The 22658-nt window shown below is 66.8% G+C and carries 19 protein-coding genes; 10 read left to right on the top strand and 9 right to left on the bottom strand.

The window, feature by feature from the left end; genetic code table 11:
* The first annotated feature begins 1 nt into the window (after nt 1).
* From ACIP1U_RS19105 to ACIP1U_RS19085, 5 genes are all read left to right on the top strand, one after another.
* Entirely contained in the window at nt 2-1573 is a 1572-nt protein-coding gene (locus ACIP1U_RS19105; RefSeq protein WP_400317853.1) for a long-chain-fatty-acid--CoA ligase, read from the top strand.
* A 53-nt stretch (nt 1574-1626) separates the two neighbouring features.
* On the top strand, nt 1627-2787 hold the full coding sequence (locus ACIP1U_RS19100) for an acyl-CoA dehydrogenase family protein (RefSeq protein ID WP_400317850.1): 1161 nt from the start codon (nt 1627-1629) through the stop codon (nt 2785-2787).
* A 22-nt stretch (nt 2788-2809) separates the two neighbouring features.
* Nucleotides 2810-3817 carry an acyl-CoA dehydrogenase family protein gene (locus ACIP1U_RS19095; protein WP_400317847.1) on the top strand — a complete coding sequence of 336 codons (1008 nt, stop codon included), beginning with the start codon at nt 2810-2812 and terminating at the stop codon, nt 3815-3817.
* Between the two features lie 70 nt (nt 3818-3887).
* Nucleotides 3888-5081: a lipid-transfer protein gene (locus ACIP1U_RS19090; RefSeq protein WP_400317844.1), complete on the top strand. Its 1194-nt coding sequence runs from the start codon at nt 3888-3890 to the stop codon at nt 5079-5081.
* A 27-nt stretch (nt 5082-5108) separates the two neighbouring features.
* Nucleotides 5109-5939: an SDR family NAD(P)-dependent oxidoreductase gene (locus tag ACIP1U_RS19085; RefSeq protein WP_400317841.1), complete on the top strand. Its 831-nt coding sequence runs from the start codon at nt 5109-5111 to the stop codon at nt 5937-5939.
* A gap of 117 nt (nt 5940-6056) precedes the next feature.
* Here ACIP1U_RS19085 and ACIP1U_RS19080 read toward each other — a convergent pair whose 3' ends face one another.
* A complete protein-coding gene (locus tag ACIP1U_RS19080; protein WP_400317838.1) occupies nt 6057-6950 on the bottom strand; it encodes a TauD/TfdA dioxygenase family protein in 894 nt (297 codons plus the stop codon).
* A 301-nt stretch (nt 6951-7251) separates the two neighbouring features.
* Between ACIP1U_RS19080 and ACIP1U_RS19075 the strand changes: the two genes are divergently transcribed.
* Entirely contained in the window at nt 7252-8673 is a 1422-nt protein-coding gene (locus tag ACIP1U_RS19075; protein WP_400317836.1) for an aldehyde dehydrogenase family protein, read from the top strand.
* Nucleotides 8674-8688: 15 nt separating this feature from the next.
* Nucleotides 8689-9501, top strand: coding sequence for an IclR family transcriptional regulator (locus tag ACIP1U_RS19070; RefSeq protein ID WP_400317833.1), 813 nt, complete (start codon nt 8689-8691; stop codon nt 9499-9501).
* A gap of 13 nt (nt 9502-9514) precedes the next feature.
* On the opposite strand, the gene ACIP1U_RS19065 is transcribed toward ACIP1U_RS19070, so the two are convergent.
* Complete coding sequence (locus tag ACIP1U_RS19065) at nt 9515-11854, bottom strand: LuxR C-terminal-related transcriptional regulator (protein ID WP_400317830.1); 2340 nt, start codon at nt 11852-11854, stop codon at nt 9515-9517.
* Nucleotides 11855-11948: 94 nt separating this feature from the next.
* Between ACIP1U_RS19065 and ACIP1U_RS19060 the strand changes: the two genes are divergently transcribed.
* On the top strand, nt 11949-12293 hold the full coding sequence (locus ACIP1U_RS19060) for a hypothetical protein (RefSeq protein ID WP_400317827.1): 345 nt from the start codon (nt 11949-11951) through the stop codon (nt 12291-12293).
* A 204-nt stretch (nt 12294-12497) separates the two neighbouring features.
* On the opposite strand, the gene ACIP1U_RS19055 is transcribed toward ACIP1U_RS19060, so the two are convergent.
* The gene (locus ACIP1U_RS19055; protein WP_400317824.1) at nt 12498-13616 is read right to left on the bottom strand and encodes a CaiB/BaiF CoA transferase family protein; all 1119 of its coding nucleotides are present in this window, start codon (nt 13614-13616) and stop codon (nt 12498-12500) included.
* A gap of 50 nt (nt 13617-13666) precedes the next feature.
* Nucleotides 13667-14872 carry a CaiB/BaiF CoA transferase family protein gene (locus ACIP1U_RS19050; protein WP_400317822.1) on the bottom strand — a complete coding sequence of 402 codons (1206 nt, stop codon included), beginning with the start codon at nt 14870-14872 and terminating at the stop codon, nt 13667-13669.
* Between the two features lie 289 nt (nt 14873-15161).
* Here ACIP1U_RS19050 and ACIP1U_RS19045 point away from each other — a divergent pair, with 289 nt between their 5' ends.
* On the top strand, nt 15162-15605 hold the full coding sequence (locus ACIP1U_RS19045; RefSeq protein WP_400317819.1) for a Zn-ribbon domain-containing OB-fold protein: 444 nt from the start codon (nt 15162-15164) through the stop codon (nt 15603-15605).
* Nucleotides 15602-16753 carry a thiolase C-terminal domain-containing protein gene (locus tag ACIP1U_RS19040; RefSeq protein ID WP_400317816.1) on the top strand — a complete coding sequence of 384 codons (1152 nt, stop codon included), beginning with the start codon at nt 15602-15604 and terminating at the stop codon, nt 16751-16753. Before ACIP1U_RS19045 ends, ACIP1U_RS19040 begins: the two co-directional genes overlap by 4 nt.
* A 240-nt stretch (nt 16754-16993) precedes the next feature.
* Here ACIP1U_RS19040 and ACIP1U_RS19035 read toward each other — a convergent pair whose 3' ends face one another.
* The 5 genes from ACIP1U_RS19035 to ACIP1U_RS19015 form a co-directional block, all read right to left on the bottom strand.
* Complete coding sequence (locus tag ACIP1U_RS19035; protein ID WP_400317813.1) at nt 16994-17827, bottom strand: SDR family NAD(P)-dependent oxidoreductase; 834 nt, start codon at nt 17825-17827, stop codon at nt 16994-16996.
* A 55-nt stretch (nt 17828-17882) separates the two neighbouring features.
* Complete coding sequence (locus ACIP1U_RS19030) at nt 17883-19070, bottom strand: lipid-transfer protein (RefSeq protein WP_400317811.1); 1188 nt, start codon at nt 19068-19070, stop codon at nt 17883-17885.
* 49 nt (nt 19071-19119) lie between these two features.
* Entirely contained in the window at nt 19120-20259 is a 1140-nt protein-coding gene (locus ACIP1U_RS19025; protein ID WP_400317808.1) for an acyl-CoA dehydrogenase family protein, read from the bottom strand.
* Nucleotides 20260-20419: 160 nt separating this feature from the next.
* The gene (locus ACIP1U_RS19020) at nt 20420-21406 is read right to left on the bottom strand and encodes a Bug family tripartite tricarboxylate transporter substrate binding protein (RefSeq protein ID WP_400317806.1); all 987 of its coding nucleotides are present in this window, start codon (nt 21404-21406) and stop codon (nt 20420-20422) included.
* A gap of 67 nt (nt 21407-21473) precedes the next feature.
* The gene (locus ACIP1U_RS19015) at nt 21474-22475 is read right to left on the bottom strand and encodes a Bug family tripartite tricarboxylate transporter substrate binding protein (protein WP_400317803.1); all 1002 of its coding nucleotides are present in this window, start codon (nt 22473-22475) and stop codon (nt 21474-21476) included.
* Nucleotides 22476-22658 lie beyond the last annotated feature (183 nt).

Raw genomic sequence — 22658 nt, 5'->3', positions numbered from 1 at the left:
CATGTACCTGACCCAGGGACTGCACCGGTCCCTCCAACAGTGCCCGGACGCTGTCGCGATCCGCTTCCAGGGCGAGGCAACGACATACCGGCAGCTCGGCAAGCGCGTCGCGCAGCTGGCCGGCGCCCTGCGCCGCCTCGGCGTGGCGAACGGCGAACGCGTTGCGATGCTGTCGATCAACTCGGCGCGATACCTCGAGCATAACCTTGCCGTGCCCTGGGCCGGCGGGGTACTGAATCCGGTCAACATCCGCTGGAGCAAGGCGGAGATGCTGTACGCGCTCAACGATTCGGCCACCAGCGTCCTGATCGTCGACGACACCTTCAGCCACCTGGCCGCCGCGTTGCAGGCGGGCGCGCCGGGCGTGCGCCAGGTCATCTATGCAGGGAACGGCCCTGTTCCCGATGGCCTGCTCGGGTACGAGGCGCTGATTGCCGCCAGCGAGCCGGTCGAGGACGCCTGGCGGCACGGCGACGACCTCGCCGGCATCTTCTACACCGGCGGTACCACCGGCTTTCCGAAGGGCGTGATGCTCAGCCACGCCAACCTCGTCACGACCGCGATGGCCTGCGTGATCGCGGGACGCTGCGGGCCCGGCGCGGTTTTCCTTAACGCATTGCCGATGTTCCACCTTGGCGGCTTCGGCGCGACCAATGCGCTGGTTGCATCCGGGGCCGCGCAGGTGGTGCTGCCGGCTTTCACACCCGAAGGCACCCTCGCAGCGATTCACGAGGGGCGGGCCAACCAGATCGGCCTGGCCCCGACCATGATCCAGATGCTGCTCGACTGGATGGACGCCAACCCGGAGCAGGCAGGCCGTTATGACGTCAGCTCGGTCCGGCTTATCGTCTACGGCGCTTCGCCAATTTCGCAGACGGTGTTGCGCCGCGCCCAGCGGGCATTCCCGGGCGTGGCCTTCATGCAGGGCTACGGCATGACCGAGCTAGCCGCGACCTGCGCGATGCTCGGGCCGGAATACCACACCGAGGAAGCGTTCCGCACCGGGAAGGTGCGCGCAGCCGGCAAGGCGCTGGCCTCGGCAGAGGTGCGCATCGTGGACCCCAATGGCCGCGAACTGCCGCGCGGAGAGGTTGGCGAGATCGTGGCGCGCGGCGGCATGGTCATGCTTGGCTACTGGAACAAGCCCGAAGCGACAGCCGAGGCGATCCGCAATGGGTGGATGCACACGGGCGACAGCGGATACATGGACGAGGAGGGCCTGATCTACGTGGTGGACCGCATCAAGGACATGATCGTCACCGGCGCGGAGAACGTCTATTCCGCCGAGGTCGAGAACGCCCTTGCCAGCCACCCGGCCGTCGGCATGTGCGCGGTGATCGGCGTTCCCAACCAGAAGTGGGGCGAGTCCGTGCACGCGGTCATTGTCAGCAAGCCGGGCTGCAGCATCACCGCCGAAGAGATCATCGCGCACTGCCGCGAGCGCATCGCCGGCTACAAGTGCCCACGCAGCGTGGAGTTCCGCGACGGGCTGCCGCTGTCCAGCGTCGGCAAGGTCCTCAAGAACGAACTGCGCAAGCCTTACTGGAGCGGGCAGACGCGGGGCGTGGCCTGATTCGCGCTCCCTTCCCGCTGCCACGAACCATCGTCCAAACCATAGGAGCACCCTTGACGTCCCTCCTGTCCACTCTCTCACTGGCCGCGATTCCGCCGGAGGATGAGGCGCTGCGCGGTCCGGTCCGGGAATTCCTGGCCACCGAACTGCGCGACTATCCGCTGCACCAGCGCGCCCGCACAGTGTGCGGCTACGATCCCGATTTCACCCGTGCGCTCGGCGCCAGAGGCTGGATCGGCATGAATCTGCCGCCCGAAGTCGGCGGCGAAGGCCGCAGCCACTTTGCACGCTTCGTCCTTACCGAGGAGGTCGTGACTTTCGGCGCGCCGGTGCTTGCGCACTGGACCGCCGACCGCCAGACCGCGCAACTGATCGCGCGCTTCGGCACCCCGGCGCAGCAGGCCCGGTACATCCCGGGGATCCGCGCGGGCGAGATCGTGTTCGGCATCGGCCTGAGCGAGCCCGATACGGGTTCGGACCTCGCCAGCGTGCGCACGCGTGCGGTGCGCACCGAAACCGGCTGGCGCATCAACGGGCGCAAGATCTGGACCAGCAACGGCCACCGCGCCACCCACATCTGCGCGCTCATGCGGACCTCCGGCACGCCGGAAGACCGCCACAAGGGCCTGTCGCAGCTCATCGTCGACATGAAGACGCCCGGCATCAGCGTGCGTCCGATTCTCAACATCCTCGGCGAGGACGAATTCTGCGAAGTCCTGTTCGAGGACGTCGACGTGCCGGCCGACGCTCTGATCGGCGAGGACGGCGATGGCTGGAAGCAGGTGACCGCAGAGCTGGCGTTCGAGCGCAGCGGCTGCGAGCGGATCTATTCGAGCGTGGTGCTGGCCGACATCTGGCTGGAGGCAATGCGCGCGCTCGACAACCCGCCGCCGATCGTCGTCGATGTCGCGGGGCGCATTGCCGGGCGCCTGTCGGTGCTGCGTGCCATGTCGCTCGGGGTGTGCGCGTGCCTGGACGCCGGCAAGAATCCCGAACTGGAAGCGTCGCTGGTCAAGGACCTCGGCACCGAGTTCGAGCAGGAAGTGCCCAACTGGATCGCCGAGGCGAACGCGAGCATCCCGGGTTTCCGCCCGTCGCGCGAGTTGTCGCTGGCGCTCGCCTACGTGACGCAGTACGCACCGGTCTATTCGATCCGTGGCGGTTCGCGCCACATCATGCGCGGCATCATTGCCCGCGGCCTTGGGCTTCGTTGAATAGCGTTGATGGAATGACACCATGACTGATTCCCTTCTGGATGGCTTCGAGCGGCCGTTGCGCGAGCTCTGTACCGTCGAGGCGCTGCGCCGCATCGAGGCGGGAGAGGGTGCCGGCGCGCTGTGGGCGCAAATCGACGCGCTCGGCTACACCGACGCACTCATGCCGGCCGAACTTGGCGGCGCTGGCCTGGCGCTGGCTGACACGCATCCGCTGTTTTTCGCTGCCGGCCGCGCCGGCCTGAGCCTGCCCTTTGCCGAGACCGCCGTGGCGCGTGCGCTGCTCGCGTCCGCGGGTCATCAGCCTGGCGGCGGCTGCATCGTCATTGCCGCGGCCGCAATGACGGATGGCGACGCGGTGATCTGCCACGACGTGCAGGATGCCGCGCTGTCCGAGTTCGTGCTGGTCAGCCGCACGGGAGAATGGCTGCTGCTGCCGCGTGCCGCTGCCGAATTCGTGCCTGGCGCTTACCGGCCGGCACTGTCGGCTGACACGCTGCGCTGGTCCGACGCGGGACACGCGGTGTTCCGCTTTCCGGTGCAGGGCGCGGATGGGGTGGTCATCCACAATGCGCTGCAGGCTGCCGCGATGGCTGGCACGATGGCTCGCGTGACAGACCTCACCGTGCTGTACGCCAACGATCGCAAGCAGTTCGGGCGCGCCATCGGCAAGTTCCAGGCTGTGCAGCAGGACATTGCGGTGCTGGCCTCGCAGGCGGCGACCGCCGAAATGGCCTCGCGCCTCGGCTGCGCCAGCGCCGGCCCTTTGCCTGACCCGCTGCTGGCGGCCACTGCCATGCTGCGCGCATGCGAGGCCGCGGCACGCGTGGCCTCGATCGCGCATGCGGTACACGGCGCCATCGGCATGACCGAGGAACATGAACTGGGCCTGTTCACCCGCCGCCTGCATGAGTCGCGCAGCGCCGGCGCGCACGTGCGCTGCGCGGCGACGTTGGGGCGCGAGGTGCTGGCCCGGCGCGGGATGCCCGTCGTCGATTTCGTGCGTACGCACCTTGCTGCTGCTGCCTGAGGCATTGAAGTTCAACCGTTCCGGCCCGCCAGGGCGGCGGCCGGCACGCATAAACCGGAGAGACACTGAAATGAGCGAGAAAGTTATCGTTGGCGGCGTCGGGATGATTCCCTTCAGCAAGCCAGGCGCGAGCCCCAGCTACACTGAAATGGGCGCGGAGGCGGTGCGTCTGGCGCTGAAAGACGCCGGCATCGGCTATGGGTTGATCCAGGAGGCCTACGTCGGCTACGTGTATGGCGATTCGACTTCAGGCCAGACCGCGCTGTATGAAGTCGGCATGACGGGCATCCCTGTCGTCAACGTCAACAATAACTGCTCGACGGGCTCGACCGCGCTGTGGCTGGCGCGCAAGGCGGTCGAGACCGGCGCCGCGGATTGCGTGCTGGCGCTGGGCTTCGAGCAGATGCAGGCAGGTGCGCTGAAGGCTCACTGGGACGACCGTCCGCCGCCGCGCGCGCGTTTCATGCCGATCCTCAACGGACTGACGGCAGATGCCGTGGAATTGGGGGTTCCGCAGGCGCTGCGCGGCTTCGGCGGCGCGGGCCGCGAGCACATGCAGAAATACGGCACCAGCATGCGCGCCTTCGCGGAGATCCGCGCCAAGGCCAGCCGCCATGCCGCCAACAACCCGCTGGCGCTGTTCAAGAACGTGGTGAGCGCGGACGACGTGATGAACGACAAGGTCGTGTGGCCGGGCGTGATGACCCGCCTGATGGCCTGCCCACCGACCTGTGGTGCCGCCGCCGCGCTGATCGTGTCGGAGCGCTTCGCGAAGAAGCACAACATCCGTGCCGATGTCCAGATTCTGGCCCAGTCGATGACGACCGACCCGGTCGAGTCGTTCGACCCGCCGTCGCTGATCTCTTACGTGGGCGGCTACATGACGCGCGCCGCGGCGAAGGAAGTGTACGAAAAAGCCGGCGTTGGTCCCGAAGATATCAAGGTGTGCGAACTGCATGACTGCTTCGCGCACAACGAACTGCTGACCTACGAAGGATTGGGCTTCTGCCCGACCGGCGAGGCAGAGAAATTCATCATGGATGGCGACAACACGTACGGTGGCAAGGTCGTGACCAATCCGTCGGGCGGGCTGCTGTCGAAGGGCCATCCGCTCGGCGCGACCGGGCTCGCGCAGTGTTACGAGCTGACCAACCAGCTTCGCGGCACCGCCGACAAGCGCCAGGTGGAAGGCGCGAAGCTGGCGCTGCAGCACAACCTCGGCCTCGGCGGCGCCTGCGTGGTAACGCTGTATGGCAAGAACTGATTTCCAAAAAATGCAAGGATCAGCACAATGAGCAAGACACTTGAAGGCAAGGTAGCCATCGTCACCGGCGCAGGCCGCGGCATCGGCCGCAGCATTGCGCTGCTGTTCGCGTCGAAGGGCGCAAGCGTGGTCGTCAACGACCTCGACGCCGAGCCGGCCAGTGAAGTCGTGGCGGAGATCGAGAAGGCCGGCGGCAAGGCGCTGGCATTCCCATGCAACGTGACCGATCCCGACTTCGGCGCGCGCCTGGTCAAGGCCACGCTGGACCGGTTCGGTGCCATCGACATGATCGTCAACAACGCTGGCTACACCTGGGACAACGTGATCCAGAAGATGAGCGACGAGCAGTGGGACGCCATCATCGACTGCCACCTGAAGGCCCCGTTCAACCTGCTGCGCGCGGCGCAGCCGTACTTCCGTGAAGCCAGCAAGGGCGAAGCCGAGGCCGGCAGGGAAGTGTTCCGCAAGGTGGTTAACATCTCGTCGATCGCGGGCACGCAGGGGAATGCGGGACAGGCCAACTACTCGGCGGCCAAGGCCGGCATCATCGGCATGACCAAGACGCTGTCGAAGGAGTGGGGCCGCATGAAGGTGAATGTCAATTGCGTTGCCTATGCTGCCATCGAGACGCGCCTGACGCAGGCCGTGACCGCGGACACGTTCGTGAACGTCGACGGCCGCCAGATCAAGGTCGGCGTGCCAGCCGACAAGATCGCGGCTGCACAATCCCAGATTCCGTTTGGCCGCATGGGTACCTGCGATGAAGCAGCGGGCGCCGTGTACATGTTCTGCATACCCGAATCGAACTATGTGACGGGTCAGACGATCATCTGCGGCGGGGGCCGCGGCGGATTCTGACGGCCTGAGAAAGGGGCAGGCAAGGAAGGGGGAAGGCGAGAGAGCCACACCGGCGACGGTGTGGCTCTCTTGTTCTTTGCCGTGTCCCGCGGGAGGGGGAGCCCCCCTCCCACGACATCAGACCGGCCGGTCCCCGATGATGGTGGCGCGTTCCATGTGACGGACTGCCGGGAAGTAGTCCGAGACCGCATAGTGTTGCGTCGCGCGATTGTCCCAGAATGCGATGGTGTTGGGACGCCACTTCAGGCGCACCTGGTATTCCGGTGCGCTGGCTTGCCGATACAGGTAGGCCAGCAGGTCCATCTCCGCCATGCGGAAATCGGAGCCGACGCGATACAGCTCGAACTCGGCGAAGTTCGCGAGATGCGTGGTGAAGCCTTCGTTGACGAACAGGATCTTCTCGCCGGTCTCGGGATGCGTGCGCACCACCGGGTGCGTCACCGGCGGATACTGCTCGCGCATGGCCTTGCGGCGCTCGGGCGGCAGGCCGCCGCCGAAGATGGGCATGGCGTCGTGCACGGCCTGCAGGCCCGCGATGCGGGCCTTGACGGCGTCCGGCAAGGCCTCGTAGGCGGCGACCATATTGACCCACATGGTGTCGCCGCCGACCTTCGGGCAGGTCACGCAACGCAGCATCGAGCCCATCGAGGGTACCTCTCGCCACGAGACGTCGGAGTGCCACACGTTCTCGCGGCCGCGCGCCTGGCCGTCACGGCCGAACACCACGAGTTCCGGGTGATCCGGATGATGGCCGATCATCGGGTGGACTTCGAGTTCGCCGAACCTGCGCGCCAGCGCGACATGCTGCGCCGCGGTGATGTCCTGGTCGCGAAAGAAAAGCACCTTGTGCTTTAACAGGGCGCGGCGGATGGCGCGAACGGTGGTCTCGTCGACATGGCCGAGATCGATGTCGCCGATCTCCGCGCCGATGGCTGGCGTGACCGGTTCGAGCGAGAACGGCCAGTTTTCGGTATCCGGCGCTGCCGGTTCGGCGATGGCTGCAGCTTGCATGTTGTCTCCTTGCTGGTTGTCGTGGGGTGAAGCGGATGGGTTAGGTGCAGGGACATAGTGGGCTGCCGTCGCAGCCTCGGCAAAGCTGCAATTTCGGCTGCCGAAATCCCTGGAGCGGAGGGAATGATTTGTGCCTCTCCCCCCTGCGGCGGGTGGGGGGCAGGCGTGGCGGCCGGGCGGAAGCTGTGAGCGCGGAGCGTCCGATCCCGGGCCGCCGCAAACCGCCGGCACTGCGTGCACCCGGTGCAAACCGGGATTGAAGCAGCCACAAGGCAACAACAACGGAGACGAGGCAAGACACATGCACAACCTCAACGCGTTCTATATCGACGGCCAGTGGCAGTCGCCAGCGCCCGGTGCGACGAGCGCCGACATCGTGAATCCGGCGACCGAAGCCGTCATCGGCACGCTCGCGCTCGGCACCGGGGCGGACGTGGATCGGGCGGTCGCGGCAGCGCGCGCGGCATTCCCGGCCTGGTCGGCTACCAGCCGCGAGGCGCGTATCGCGCTACTGACGCGCTTGTCGGAGCTTTACAAGGCCCGCATGGACGATATCGCCACGGCGATCCACGAGGAAATTGGCGCGCCGATGTGGCTGTGCAAGGCGAGCCAGGCGCCGCTGGGCCTGCGCGTGCTGGGCTCCGCCATTACAGCGCTGACCGAAATGGAATTCGAGCGCAAGCTCGGCAACACGGAGGTGGTGAGCGAGCCGATCGGCGTTGCTGCGCTTGTGACACCGTGGAACTGGCCGGCGGGCACCATCATGGCGAAGGCGGCCTATGCGCTGGCGGCGGGCTGCACGGTTGTGCTGAAGCCGTCGGAAGTTGCCCCGCTCGACGCCCGCATTATCGCGGAACTCATTCACGAGGCCGGCTTCCCGGCAGGCGTGTTCAACATGGTGTTCGGCCTGGGGCCGGTCGTTGGCGCGGCACTGGCGCGCCACCCCGGCGTCGATGTGATCTCGCTGACCGGATCGACGCGCGCCGGGATGGAGGTCTCCGCTGCCGCCGCGTCGACTGTCAAGCGCGTGCTGCTGGAGCTGGGCGGCAAGTCGCCCAATGTGATCCTCGACGATGCCGACCTGGCGGCCGCGGTGAAGGATGGCGTGCTCAACGTCATGATCAACTCGGGCCAGACGTGCGTCGCGCCGACGCGCATGCTGGTGCCGCGCCGTCTGCACGACCAGGCTGCCGGCATTGCCGCCGCCGTGGCGGGCGCGCTGAAGGTGGGGGACCCGACGCTGGAAGAGAACAAGGTGGGGGCGCTCGCCAGCCAGGCGCAGTTCGAGAAGGTGCAGCGCATGATCGGCCTCGGCATCGAGGAAGGCTGCCAACTCGTGGCCGGCGGCACCGGCCTGCCGGAAGGGGTGCGGAAGGGCTATTTCGCGCGGCCGACCATCTTCGCCAACGTTGGCAATGATGCGGCCATCGCGCGCGAGGAGATCTTCGGCCCGGTGCTGGCGATGATTCCGTATGACGACGAAGAGGACGCCATCCGCATTGCCAACGATACCGAGTACGGTCTTGCCGCCTATGTGTGGTCGGCCGATCCCGCGCGCGCGCGCCGCGTGGCGGGGCGCCTGCGGGCGGGCATGGTGCGTATCAACGGCGCGGGGACCGACCCGGGTGCGCCGTTCGGTGGCTACAAGCGCTCGGGCAATGGCCGCGAGTTCGGTGTGTATGGACTGGCCGAATACCTCGAGCACAAGTCCATCGGGTGCTAGGCCGGGCTGATTGCCGTGAGCCACGATGAGCAAGCGCGCTCGACCCGGCGGATTTCGCGCGAGTCCGGCCGCTTCGTGCGCAGCACGCCGGGCAGCCGCTCGCTGGAGCGGGGCCTGCAACTGCTGCGCGCCTTCCGCATCGGGACAGCGGCGCTCACCAACGCGGAGCTTGCTGAACGTACCGGGCTTGCGCGGCCCACGGTCAGCCGGCTCACGCGCTCGCTGGTGGAGTACGGCTTTCTGCAGTACGACATCGCACTGCAGGCCTACAGGCTGAACGCCGTGACCCTGAGCCTCGGACTGGCATACCGGCAACAGTCACCGGTGCTGGAGGCCGCCGCCGTGCTGCTGGCCAAGGCCGCGCGCGAAGAACAGCTCAACGTCGGACTGGCGGTAGCGGACCTGCATGAGATGGTCTTCGTCGACTTCGCACGCGGCACGTCGAGGGGCATCAGGCGTGCGGTTGAGCCGGGCATGCGCTTGCCGGTCGAGTCGACCTCCACGGGCCGTGCCTGGCTGGCCAGCCTGCCGGCGGATGAGTGCGAGAACGCCCTGGCGTCGCTGGCACCGCGTCACGGTGCGGCCTGGCCTGCAGTCCGGAAGCTCATCGACTCGGCGCGCGCGGAAGTTGCCACCCAGGGGTTCTGCACCGGGCGCTGGGTGCCAGGCATGGTAGGCCTGTCGGCGCCGGTTGTCTGTCGGCAGTTGCCTGGCTGCGTAGTCAGCTTCGCGATTCCGCTGACCGACGACAGCCCGTCGGAACTGATCGAGCGGCATGGCGTCGCGCTGTTGCGGCTGGCCGCGGCGCTGGGGAATGCAGGGGAATAAGCCTGTGCCGGCCTCAGGCGGCCGGCCCCGGGCGCGTGGCGGCCTTGAGATCGCGAAGACGCTCCGCGGCCTCGTCCCGTCCGCTGACCCCGAGTTTCGAAAAGACGTTTTTCAGGTGCCACTTCACCGTCTCGGGCGTAATGTTGAGCGCACGCGCGATCTTCTTGTTGGGCATGGCCTGCGCAACGAGTTCCAGGATGTCGCGTTCGCGCTCGGACAGGGTCGTCACCGGGATGCCATGCTGCTTCGGCGCGGCGGTGGGCGGCGCAGCGGTCTGCGGGTCGGCAGCGGCGCCAGCGGCGAGCAGTCTCGTGACGTACATCGCCAGGACAGGATCGAGCGCTTCGGACTCCTGCAGGTTTGCCAACAGCGCCGGGATTTCCGGCGAGACGTCGAGCAGCGTGCGCGTCAGCCCGAGCCGATGCCCGGTGCGCAGGCCTTCCAGCAGGTTGCCGCGCGCGGCGTCGGTGCGTCCGCAGCCCCGTTGGGCCAGGGCAAGCTGCAGGCGCAGGGCGACGGCGCGCCGGGTCCGTCCGCGCTGCTCGCAGCGGGTTACTGCGGCCTCAAGATGCTCCCGCGCCGCGTCGAAGGCATTGCGGTGCAGGTCCTGCGCGGCACGGGCGCGTTCCCAGTTCAGCCAGATGTCGAAGCCGCGGCTGGTTGCCGCATCGGGATGGCGCCGGACCATGGCCTCAAGCCGCTGGAGCGACGCATCGGCAAGATCGACTTCGCCTGCGCGGAGATAGAGCTGCACGCGCGCACACAACAGGAAGGCGCGCAGGCGTTCCAGGTCGTTCGTGACGGCGTAGTCTTCCAGGCGGTCCAGGCAGGCAAAGGCATCGAGCTGACGGCGTTCGGCGAGATACGCGCCGGCAAGCGCCAGCAGGGCCCGCAGCGCCATATCGGGCATCCAGAGCCGTTCAATGATGTCGATGCGGCCTTCGAGCAGGTGCCGCACGGCTTCGGTCTGGTTGAGTTCGTACATGGCGTCGGCGAGCAGCACGGCCGCCAGGCAGTGGACGTCCGTATAGGTCGGGCCGAGCTTCTCGGTTTCCTGCAGCACCGGGCGCAGCAGCGTTTCGACGAGCGGCAGCCGTCCTTCGGTGGCATGGCTCAGCGCGATGATGCAGCGGCTGATCATCTGTTCCCGGGGTGCGCCTTCCGTCTGGGCGTGGCCTTCAAGTTGTGCGCGGGCCTTTGCGTATTGGCCATGGGAGAGGTAGTTCCACGCCAGGAGGTTGTCGCCGAGTACGCGCTCGTGTACGTCTGCGTCGGCCGGGGGGTCTTGCAACGCGTGCTGCAGGGCGGCGATGCCGTCGGCGTCATCGTTGCGCAGTGCCAGCGCGGCGCGCAGCACGGTGACGGAGAAGATCTCGCGGGTGCTTAGCTCGCCCGCCGCGATCTGTGCATCGAACCGTTCGAGGGCATGGATGGTTGCGTCGCGGCCGCGGTCCGGCAGCAGCAGATAGGCTTCCGCGAGGCGCAGACGGAAGCGGGCAGCGATCCGATCCGGAGGCAATAGCCGCAGCAGTCCCGCCAGCTTGCCAATCTCGCTGCGCGCCATCAGGTCCACGGAGGCGTCATCCACCATTTCGGCGGCGGCGCCGACGTCGCCGGCCTGTACAGCGTGGCGTACCGCTTCGTCGATTTGCCCGCGCTGCTCGAACCAGTGCCAGGCGGTCGCGTGCAGGGCTCGCTGCGTTGCCTCCGGCATTTTTCGTACGCGTGCCAGCAATACCTCGCGCAACAGCGGGTGCAGCTTATACCAGGTTTCGCGGTCCCGATCGTTGATTTGCGTGATAAACAGATCGTCAGCGTCCAGCCGGTTCAGGCGTGTCATGGTGCCCGCCACCGCACGCGGATACCCGACCAGCGCGGCACACAGCGACGCGCTCACCGGATTGCAGATTGACATGCGGGTCAGCAGGTCGAGATTCTCTGGCGTCATGTGCGCCAGCACCTCGGTCTCGAAATAGGTCGAGAAGGCTTCCGGATCGTGCAGCGGGACGTGCTGCGTCGGGGCGTCGCGCTGGGCCTTCAGCTTGAGCGCGAACAGCTGCAGACCGGCCACCCAGCCCTCGGTCATTCTGTGCAGGACGCGGGCCTCGCGCTTGTCGATGCGGCCAAGCTGGCCGTGCAGGAACGCCTCGGATTCCACCTCGGTGAAGGCGAGATCTTCCAGCCCGAGTTCAGCAACCGCTCCCAGTGCGGCCACGTGGGCCGGGAGGAACGGCAGCGCGCTGCGCGTGCCGATGGCGAAATGCAGGTGCTCGGGCGCGTACTGCATCATCCAGCGCAGCGCCAGGCCGACATGCCGGTCGGTCAGGTGCTGGGCGTCGTCGAGCATCAGCATCAGCGGGCGCTGCCTGGACGCCAGTCCACCCATCAGCGCGAGGATCCAGCGTTCGATCACGATGTCGTCATCGCCGGGCCGCGGGACGGGCAGCATGGCGGCATCCCGCGTGATGGCGGGATCGACTTCGGCGAGCGTGGCAAGGATGCATTCGCAGAAGCTGCTCCATGCGTTGTCTTCGGCGCTGACTGACAGCCACGATACGTCGAATCCCACCCCGATCAGCGCCTGCCGCCATGCCAGCAGGGTGCTGGTCTTGCCGCTTCCGGCGCGTGCCCGCAGGATCACGCAGCGCTGGCGGCGCAACTCCATCAGCCGTGCCATCAGTGCTTCTCGCACCATCAGCCGGCGCGCGCCGCGCGGCGGCACAACCTTGGTCCCGACCGCGGTGGGCAAAGAAGTGGAGGGCGATTGTGGCGTTTTGTCCATGCCTTTGTAAGAAGCGCGTTGCTCGGGAAGCATGTGATACGTGGGAGCGTCGGGGCTGCCGGGGATTATATGCGGGTGCATGTCGGCCGGCAGCCCGGGGTTCCCCTGCGCTGCCCGTGTCGGCCAGGGGCCAAATACAATCACCGAATGCGCCCGCTCCCCACTGCGGCAATGGCCGAAGCCTTGTTGACCGGCTCCAGCTTCAGGTCACGCATCACCGCTTCCCTTCCTGTGCATCCGCGGGCAACCAGCCCGCCAGCACGCTGTTCAGGTTCCCGGTGACCGGTGCCTGCGGCGCGGTCGGTTGCGCCGGGGGCGTGCGGCTGAAGCGGGGCGCGGGCGCGGGCTGCACCACGCCGTCGACTTCGACGAACGTGCCGCGCGCCTTCATATGGGGGTGCTCTGGCGCCTCGGCGAAGGTCAGCACGGGTGAGAAGCAGACATCCGTGCCTTCCAGCAGCCTGCACCATTCGTCGCGCATGCGACGGCCGAACACCTTGGCCAGCACCTCGCGCGACTGTGCCCAGGTGGTGGCATCGTTCTGCGCGCCGAGCGACGCCGGGTCGATGTCCAGCTTGTCCAGCAACTGCGTATAAAAACGCGCCTCGATCGGACCGACCGAGATCCAGCGGCCGTCCGCGCACTGGTAGCAGTTGTAGTAGTGCGCGCCGCCGTCGAGCACATTGTGCCCGCGCTCCAGATGCCACTGTCCGGACTGGACTAGTCCATAGAAGGCCGTAGCCATGTGGGCCGTGCTGTCCGAGATGGCTGCATCGACGACCTGGCCCTGGCCAGACTGGCGCGCTTCGATGATGGCGGCAAGGATGCCGAACGCCATGTACACACCGCCGCTCATGTCGCCGAGCAGTGCGAGCGGGGCTGATGGTTGCTCTTTGCCGCCGATGGCGTGCAGCGCGCCCGTCAGCGAGATGTAGTTGATGTCGTGGCCGGCTGCCGGCGCCAGCGGGCCGGTCTGGCCCCAGCCGGTAATGCGGCCATAGACCAGCTTCGGATTGCGGGCGAGGCACGCCTCGGGACCGAGGCCGAGGCGCTCGGTGACGCCGGGACGGAAGCCTTCGAGCAGCGCATCGGCGACTTCGACCAGGTTCAGCACCAGCTCGACCGATGCCGGGTCCTTCAGGTCCAGCGCAATGGCCTTGCGGTTGCGTGCCAGCAGGTTGTACCTGAGCGGCTTCTTCACGCCAAGGTCGGCGGGTTCGATGCGGTCGATGCGCAACACCTCCGCGCCGAGATCGGCGAGCAATGTGGCGGCCATCGGGCCAGGGCCGATGCCGGCCAGTTCGACCACTTTGATGCCTGCGAGCGGGCCCATGGGGAGACTCCTTGTCCTGGATTGTCGATGTTGTCGGTGTTGTCGGGTGTTCAGTTGCCGAGGTAGGTCGCGCCCTGGGCGGATAGCGCGTCGATCTGCGCGTCGCTGTAGCCGGCTTCGCGCAGCACTTCGGCACTGTGCTGGCCGAGGCGTGGCGCATGGCGTGCGATGCCGGGCTGGGTGACAGACCAGTTGGACGGCACTGCCATCGAGCGCATCGGGCCCTCGCTCGGGTGCTCCACAGTCTCGAGGAAGCCGACGGCGCGCAGATGCGGATCGTCCATCAGGGATTCGATGGTGTGCATCGGCATCACGGGGATATCCGCGGCCTCAAGGGCTTCCTGCCACTCGGCGGTCGTCCGCGTGGCGATGACGCCGGCCAGCATGCGATACAGCTCGCGGATGTTCTCGGTGCGCGCGGCAATGGAGTTGAAGCGCGGATCGGCGTCCATGACCTCGGGCTTGCCGATCAGTTCAAAGAAGGTGCGCCACTGCTTGTCGTTGTAGACCATCACGCACAGGTGGCCGTCGAGCGTCCGGTAGGGACGGCGGAACTCGTTGAGCAGGCGCGCGTAGCCGGCGGGGCCAGCGGGCGGGTCGAAGGTATGGCCGTACATGTGATCGCCGAGAACGAACTGCGCCATGGTTTCGAACATCGGCACTTCGATCGACTGGCCTTCGCCGGTGCGCTCGCGATGGAACAGTGCCGATGCGACTGCACCGACCGCGCTGATGCCGACGATGCGGTCGGCCATGGCGTTGGGCGCGTAGCGCGGCACCTCGGCGCCTGCCAGCGTGGAAAGCGTTGGAATGCCCACGGCGCCCTGGATCAGGTCGTCGTAAGCCGGGCGCGCCGCGTAGGGGCCGCGCTGCCCGTAACCGTAGACGCCGACGTAGACGATGCGCGGATTGGCCGCACGGACGTCTTCATAGCCGAGGCCGAGGCGCCCCATGGCCTGTGGGCGCACGTTATAGATCAGCACGTCCGCATTGGCAGCGAGCTTGAGCAGTGCCTCGCGCCCGGCCGGCCGCTTGAGGTCGAGCACGACGCTGCGCTTGTTGCGGTTGGCGTGGAGGAAGACGCCTGCCATGTCCGGGTGGCGGGACGGCCCGATATTGCGCACATTGTCGCCACCGGGTGGCTCGATCTTGATCACGTCGGCGCCATAGTCGCCAAGTATCTGCGTGGCGTATGGCCCCATCAGGACCGAAGTGAGGTCGAGGATGCGCACGCCGCGCAGCGGTCCGTTGTTCATGAGGTGCTCCGGATGGCGGCCGCGCCGGCGCAGGCCGGGAAGCAGCGGAGGAAGGGAAGAGGAATCCATCGCATGGTTTGTCTCCTGCCGGCTACCGGTGCGGACCCGCCGCCCGTTTCGGTGCCGATTCTGTGTGTGCCTGACCCACGCAGTATGGTGGGCGGGTCGCGCGGGTTCCCCCCCCTGCCATGGGGTGGGGGTGGCGATGCCCCGGGTCCGCACCATGCCAGCCATGCCAATCGGGCCGACGGCATCCGCCGGGCCCGTCTCGACAAGGAGAAACCTGTCCATGACCCAAACAAAGAGCGGGCCAGCCAAGCCCGTACCAGTGCCTCAGCCGGTCACCCGGCCCTTCTGGGAAGGCACCGCAGCCGGCGAACTGCGCCTGCAGCAATGCGGCGGCTGCCAGGAGCTTGTGTTCTACCCCCGGGCGCACTGCCCGGCGTGCGGCTCGGAAGATCTGAACTGGACGCGCGCAAGCGGTCGCGCCACGCTGCATTCCTACGTGATCAGCCACATGGCAATGCCTGGCTGGCAGGGCGAGACGCCGTACGTGATCGCCATTGTCCAGCTCCAGGAAGGGCCGCGCATGATGTCCAATCTGGTCGGCGTGCCGGCGGATCCCACCCGCCTGACACTCGATATGCCGCTGGAGGTGGTTTTCGAGCCACGCGGCGAGATGGCCCTGCCGCAATTCAGGCCCGCGGGCGCGGCTACGGGGAGCGCGCAATGAACCGGCTCTCTCAAACCATCGCCATTGCCGGCGCAGCGGAAACGGAACTGGGCGCGCTGCCACACTTGTCGGAAATGGATCTTCGCGCCGCCGCAGCGCGCGCCGCACTGGCTGACGCGGGGCTGACGCTCGCCGATGTCGACGGCATCACCAGTGTCGTCGACACGCCGATCGACGCGGCGCACTACCTCGGCATCACGCCGCGCTGGTATGACGGCACCTCCGTCGGCGGGTGTTCGTTCATGCTCCAGGTGCGCCACGCCGCCGCCGCGATCCGCGCCGGCCTGTGCTCCACCGTCCTGGTGCTGCACGGCCAGTCCGGCCGGTCGCGCGTGGGCTGGCCGCCGCGCGCCGTGGCGCCGTTCTCGATGCAGGGGCAATTCGAGTTGCCGTTTGGCTCGGGCGGTCCGCCCAACACGTTCACGCTGCCCTTCCTGCGCTATGCGAAGGAGACCGGCACCACGCTGGAGCAGTTGGCCGAAGTCGTCGTGGCGCAGAGCCACTGGGCCGAGGGCAATCCCCGCGCCAGCCGGAACAAGCGGCTGACCCGCGACGAGGTGATGAACGCGCCGATGATCGCCTATCCGTTCACCAAGCTCGAATGCTGCGTCGTGACCGATGGCGGCGGCGCGCTGGTGCTCACCTCGGCGGAGCGCGCGCGCGACCTGCGGACCGCGAACAAGCCGGTCTACGTGCTGGGCTCGGGCGAGTCCTGTGAAAGTTCGCTGATTTCGCAGATGGAGGACATGAGCAGCTCCAAAGCCTTCCGCCTGTCCAGCCGCGATGCTTTCGCGGAGTCCGGCCTGACCCCTGCGGACATCGACCACCTGATGATCTATGACGCCTTCGCCCACTTGCCGCTGTATGGCCTGGCCGATCTGGGCTTTGTCGAGCGCGGCGAAGCCGGGGGCTTTGTCGAAGAGGGCCATACGCGTCCCGGAGGGAAGTTGCCGATGAATACGAACGGCGGCGGCATCCTTTACACGCATACGGGCATGTACGGCATGTTTGCCATCCTGGAAGCGGTACGACAGTTGCGCGGCGAGGCCTTCCGCCAGGTCGACGGTGTTCGCACGAGCTTCGTGCAGGGTGTCGGCGGCATGTTCACGGCGGCCTCTGCGCTGGTGTTGTCGAACCAGCTGACGTAAGCCACATCACCACGGCGGCCCTGCGCCGCCCGTTCCGCGGAGCTGTCCATGTCGTGGCTTCCGGTTGAGGTGGCCGCCGACCGGGCGCTTGCCGGGACCGAATCGTGACGGAGTAGCGCGCCGGCGTATGAAGACAATGCGCCGGCGCCTTTTCCAAGGCCCGCCGGCGCATTCCGGGAAGCGCCTTGCCAGGCGCGCGGCATGGCAAGGTCTTCAAGCTTCAACCTCCGGGCGCTATGCTCAGAAGCTTGCCGGCACACCACCCGAGACGTAAATCACCTGGCCCGAGATCCAGTTCGACTCCGGCGCGCAGAGCAGGTACACGGCGTTGGCGCCTTCGGTGGCGGCACCGGCACGACCGAGCGGGATCGCACGGGCGGCGCCGTCGAGCATTGCCTGCTGCACGCCGACCTTGATCTCGCGGCCTTCGATGTTCACCGTCTTCGACTGGTCGCCGGCCAGGGCTTGCGTGAGTCGCGTCTCGATCAGGCCGAAGGCTACGGCGTTCACGTTGACCTTCATGCGCCCCCATTCCTTGGCGAGCGTCTTCGTCATGCCCAGGATACCGGCCTTGGCGGCCGAGTAGTTCGACTGGCCCGGATTGCCGCCGGCGGCACCCGACGAGATATTGACGACCTTGCGGAACACTTCGCGGCCTTCGGCAGCTTCAGTCTTGGCAGCGGCCGAAATGACCGGCTGTGCCGCGCGAAGAATGCGGAACGGCGCGGTCAGGTGGCAGTCGATGATCGCGTACCACTGCTCGTCGCTCATCTTCTGGATCACGTTGTCCCACGTGAAGCCGGCATTGTTGACGATGATGTCGATGCCCTTGAAGTTGTCGACCGCAGTCTTGACGAAGCGCTCTGCGAAATCGGGCGCAGTGACACTGCCGACACAGGCGACGGCTTCACCGCCTTGCGACTTGATCAGTTCCACGACTTCCATCGCCGGATCGGCGTCGAGGTCGTTGATGACCACACGGGCGCCTTCGGAGGCCAGTTTCAGAGCGAGTTCACGGCCGATGCCACGGCCCGAGCCGGTGACGAGAGCGGATTTACCTGCGAGCTTGGTCATTTGGGTTTCCTTTCTGTGGATGCTTGGGGATTGACGAACGGGGTGATGAAGCGGATCACATCGCCTGGTACACGGTCACCACGCAGGCGCCGCCCAGGCCGAGGTTGTGTTGCAGCGCGACGCGCGCGCCTTCGACCTGGCGCTGCTGCGCGGTGCCGCGGAGCTGATGCGTTAGCTCGTAGCACTGCGCGAGACCGGTCGCCCCGAGCGGGTGGCCCTTGCACAACAGGCCGCCCGACGGGTTGGTCACGTATTTGCCGCCGTAAGTGTTGTTGCCGTCGACGACGAATTTCTCGGCTTCGCCTTTTTTGCACAGGCCCAGGGATTCATAGGTCAGCAGCTCGTTGTGCGCGAAGCAGTCGTGGAGTTCGACCACATTGACATCATCGGGGCCGATGCCGGCCTGCTCGTAGGCCTGGCGTGCCGCCTCGCGTGCCATGTCGAAGCCGACTACGCGGATCATGTCGTTCGCATCGAACGTGGACGGGGTGTCGGTCGTCAGCGCCTGGCCGGCGATGCGTACGTCCGTACGCAGGCCGCGCGAGCGAGCGAACTTCTCCGAGACGAGGATGGCCGCTGCGGCGCCGCAGGTCGGGGGGCAGGCCATCGACCGGGTCATCACGCCGGGCCACATGACCTTCTCGTTCATGACGTCCTCGGTGGTGACGACTTTGCGGAATACGGCGAGCGGGTTGCTTGCGGCGTGGCGGCTGGCCTTGGCGCGGATGCTGGCGAACGTCTCCAGGCGCGTGCCGTACTTGCGCATATGAGCCAGGCCCGCGCCGCCGAACTGGCGCAGCGCGCCGGGCACGTCGTCGAGGGGGCCCATCAGTTCCGCGACGGCTTGCTGGTGGCGCTCGGTCGCGGGCGGACGATCCGTCCAGTTCGATGCTAGCGCGCCTGGCTTCATCTGTTCGAAGCCGAAGGCCAGCACGCAGTCCACGGCGCCGCTCGCCACAAGCTGGCGGGCGAGGAACAGCGCGGAGGATCCGGAGGCGCAGTTGTTGTTGACGTTGACGAGCGGGATACCGGTCATGCCGACCCGGTAGAGGCCCTTCTGGCCGCAGGTGGAATCACCATAGACATAGCCGGCGAAGGCCTGCTGCACTTCGCGCAAGTCAAGGCCGGCATCGGCCAGTGCCAGCGTGATGGCTTCAGCAGACATCACATCGTAGTTGGCGTTCTCGCCTGGCTTGGTGAAGGGAATCATTCCAACGCCGGCCACATAGACGTTATGCGTCATGGCTTGTCTCTCCAGAGGTTCTGAGTTTTCTGTCTTGAGGTCACTTTGCTTACAGCTTGCGGGAGATGATTTCGCGCATGACTTCGCTGGCGCCGCCGGCTACGCGCGCGATGCGCATGTCAGTAAAGGCGCGCGCGATGGGGTACTCCAGCATGTAGCCGTAACCGCCGTGGAGCTGCACCATGTCATCCAGGCATTTCCACATTGTTTCGGTGGTGTACAGCTTGGCAACTGCGGCTTCCTCGACGGTCAGCCTGCGGCGCAGGTGCTCGCCGATGCAGTAGTCGGTCAGCGTGCGCATGGCCATGACCTGGGCCTTGACGTCCGCGAGCTTGAACTTGGTGTTCTGGAAGTCCCAGACCGTCTGGCCAAAAGCCTTCCGATCCTTCACGTACTCGACGGTGTGTTCGAGCAGGCGCTCGGTCTTTGCCGTGCAGTACACCGCGATCAGCAGGCGCTCTTGCGCGAGTTCCTGCATGAGGTAGGAGAACCCCTTGTTTTCTTCGCCCAGCAGGTTGGCGGCTGGCACGCGTACACCGTCAAAGAACAGCTCGGCGGTGTCGGCGGCCGGCTGGCCAACCTTCTGCAGCTTGCGGCCGCGGCGAAAGCCCTCGCGTGTCGTCTCGACCGCGATCAGGCTGACACCCCTGGCGCCGGCAGCCGGGTCCGTCTTGCACGCGACGATAATGAGGTCGGCGTTGAAGCCGTTGCTGATGAAGGTCTTGCTGCCGGTGATGACGTACTCGTCGCCATCGCGCACGGCGGTGGTACGGATTGACTTCAGGTCGCTGCCGCCGCCGGGTTCGGTCATGGCGATGGCCAGGATCGTTTCGCCGGCGCAGACCTTGGGCAGCCAGCGCTGCTTCTGTTCTTCGGTGCCGAGCCGGAGCAGGTAGGGGGCGATAATGTCGGAATGCAGCGAGAATCCGGCGCCGGACACAGCTGCCCTGAACTGCTCTTCCACGATGACCGCCGCGTGGCCGAAATCGCCGCCGCCGCCGCCGTATTCGGTTGGCATGGTGACGCAAAGCAAGCCTTCGCGACCTGCCTTGAGCCAGGTCTCGCGGTCCACCCGGCCGGCCTCGTCCCAGGCCTGCTGACGAGGCTCGCATTCGCGCTCGAAGAAGCGCCGGGCTGTTTCGCGAAGCATTTCGTGATCTTCGCGGTAGACGTTGCGTATGACTTGCATGGAACCCCCTGATCGAATCGGAAATACGGCCGGGCCAGTGAAGGCCGACGGGATAGAGCGATCATCGGGTCCGCGAAGTGGTGCGCCCCCACCCCGCACCGGGGGGGAGGGCAGGTGCCAGGGCCGGGATGACGGCCCTCGGGGAGGCTCAGCTGTGCCGCTAGCCGGCTTGCCCGGCGCTCTCCAGCAGGCGTCGGTAGAGTGCAGTCTCGGCTGCGATGCGGTGCTCCAGTTCCTTGCCGGGCAGCGCCAGGACTTCGAGACTGCCATTCTGGCTTGTGTAGGCGCGAAAGTCGGGCTGGCCCACCACGTGCAACAGCGCGCGCTGCAAGACTTCGGCACGCGCCTGCGGCACCCTGGCACTGACGCCGTAGCCAACCCAGATCGGCAAATCCAGGCCAGGAAAGCCGCGTTCGTCCAGCGTGGCGACTTCAGGCAGGTCGGGGTGGCGGCGCTTGCTGGCGACGGCGAGTGCGCGCAGGCGGCCGGAGCGGATCGCCGGGAGGGCGGCGCCAGCGTCGACGAAGGCGACGTCCAGTGTCCCGCCGATCAGGTCCGTGCTTTCCTGCGTGAAGCCTTTGTACGGCACGTGGCTGAAGCGGACCTTGCCCATGTCCTCCATCATCAGTCCGCCGATCCGGTAGAGCTGGGCGTAATAGCCCATGCTGACCGCCTGTGGCGTCTTGCGGGCAGCATTCATGACGTCCGCCACCGTGCGGAAGCGGCTTCCGGCACCCGTCACCAGCGCGGCTGTCCCGTTGACAGTCCCGACCAGTGGGCGGATGTCGCGCAGCGGGTCGTATGGCAGGTCCTTGCGGATGATTGGGTTGACGACCATCGACGTCGCCGAGAGCAGCATCAGTGTATGGCCATCCGGCGGAGCATTGAGCAGCGCCTGGACCCCGATGATGAAGTCGCCGCCAGGGCGGTTCTCGACGATCGCGGGCTGCCCTAGCCGCTTGCCGATGCGTTCGGCAATGAAGCGTGTGCTTCCGTCCGCGCCGCTGCCGGGATTGAGCGGCACCACGAAGCGCAGCGGGCCCGAAGGGAAGCCATCCTGCGCTGCCTGCAAAGCATGGGGCAGCATCGCAGTCCATGCGGCTGCCCCGCCAATGTGCCGCAGTGCGCGGCGCCTGTTCAGGTTCAAGCGTGTCTCCTTGCGGGCGCGACTCGGTCGGTCACTGCCTGTGATGGTGTGCTGCGCGTGTTGCTCTTCAATCGAGGCGGATGTTGCTGCTGCGGATGGCATTGGCCCAATAGGCATGCTGCCTGCGCACAGCCTCGGTGAATGCGGCAGGCGTGGTGCCCCGCACCACAAGTCCGTACTCCTCCATCTTCTTGCGCACTTCAGGCTTGCTCAGCGCGCGATTCACGTCGGCCGAAATGCGCTCGACGATCGATCTCGGTGCCCTGGCCGGCGCAAACAAACCGATCCAGCCGCTGCCTTCGACCTGCGGGTAGCCGGATTCACTGAAGTTCGGTACCTCGGGCAGCAGCGGCGACCGGTCGTCGCCAGCGACGGCCAGCGGGCGCAGCTTGCCGGCGCGCACATATTGCTGGGCGGTCGTCGACGAGAGGAAGCCCACTGCTACCTGCCCGCCGAGCATGTCGGTCAGCAGAGGTGCTTCCCCCTTGTAGGCGACAGCGCTCATCTCCATGCCGGCCTGCTTCGCAAGGATCTCCATCAGCAGATGCCCGGTCGAGCCCACCCCATAGGTGCCATAAGGAAAGGCTCGACGCTGGCTTCGCACATAGGTCACGAATTCCTTCACCGTGCGCGCCGGTACGTCCGGCCTTGCCACCAGCACCACGTGCGTGGTGGCCAGTTCCGATACAGGGGCGAAGTCGCGGATCGGGTCAAACGGTGGCTTGCTGACAAGGCTCGGCACCTGCACCAGCGCCGTGAAGGTGAACAGCAGGGTATGGCCGTCGGGTTCTGCCTTGGCGACCTGGTCGGCGCCGATCAGCCCTCCGGCGCCGGGCCGGTTCTCGATCACGACCGGCTGCCCCCAGGCCTGTCCGACCGTATTGAACAGCGAGCGAACGACGGCGTCGCCCATGCCGCCAGGGTTGAACGGGTAGATCACGCGTACCGGTCGCGTTGGGAAAGGCGCGGCAGCCTGCGCGCGCGCCAGCCCCGCCGTCAGGCCGCCAAGTGCGCCAGCGGCGATGGTGCCACCGAGGTGTCGCAGTGTGCGACGCCGGTTCTCATGCATGGAGTCTCCTGTTGTCAGCGGGCTGATCCCCGCACAGGCCATCATGGGACAGTTGGCGCGGCGCTGGTACTACACCAGGGGGTGGGGTGGGGCCCGCCAGGCGCAGGCTCTGGGCTCTGCGTTCGTTTGCCGGCATAAAAAAATCCGACCCGCGGGTCGGATTGGAAAACCTCTACAAGGATC

It is taken from the genome of Cupriavidus sp. NPDC089707 (assembly GCF_044748965.1).
In the GTDB taxonomy this organism is placed as follows: domain Bacteria; phylum Pseudomonadota; class Gammaproteobacteria; order Burkholderiales; family Burkholderiaceae; genus Cupriavidus.
Note: the sequence above shows the minus strand (reverse complement) of the source record. Positions and strands in the feature narration are given on the sequence as shown.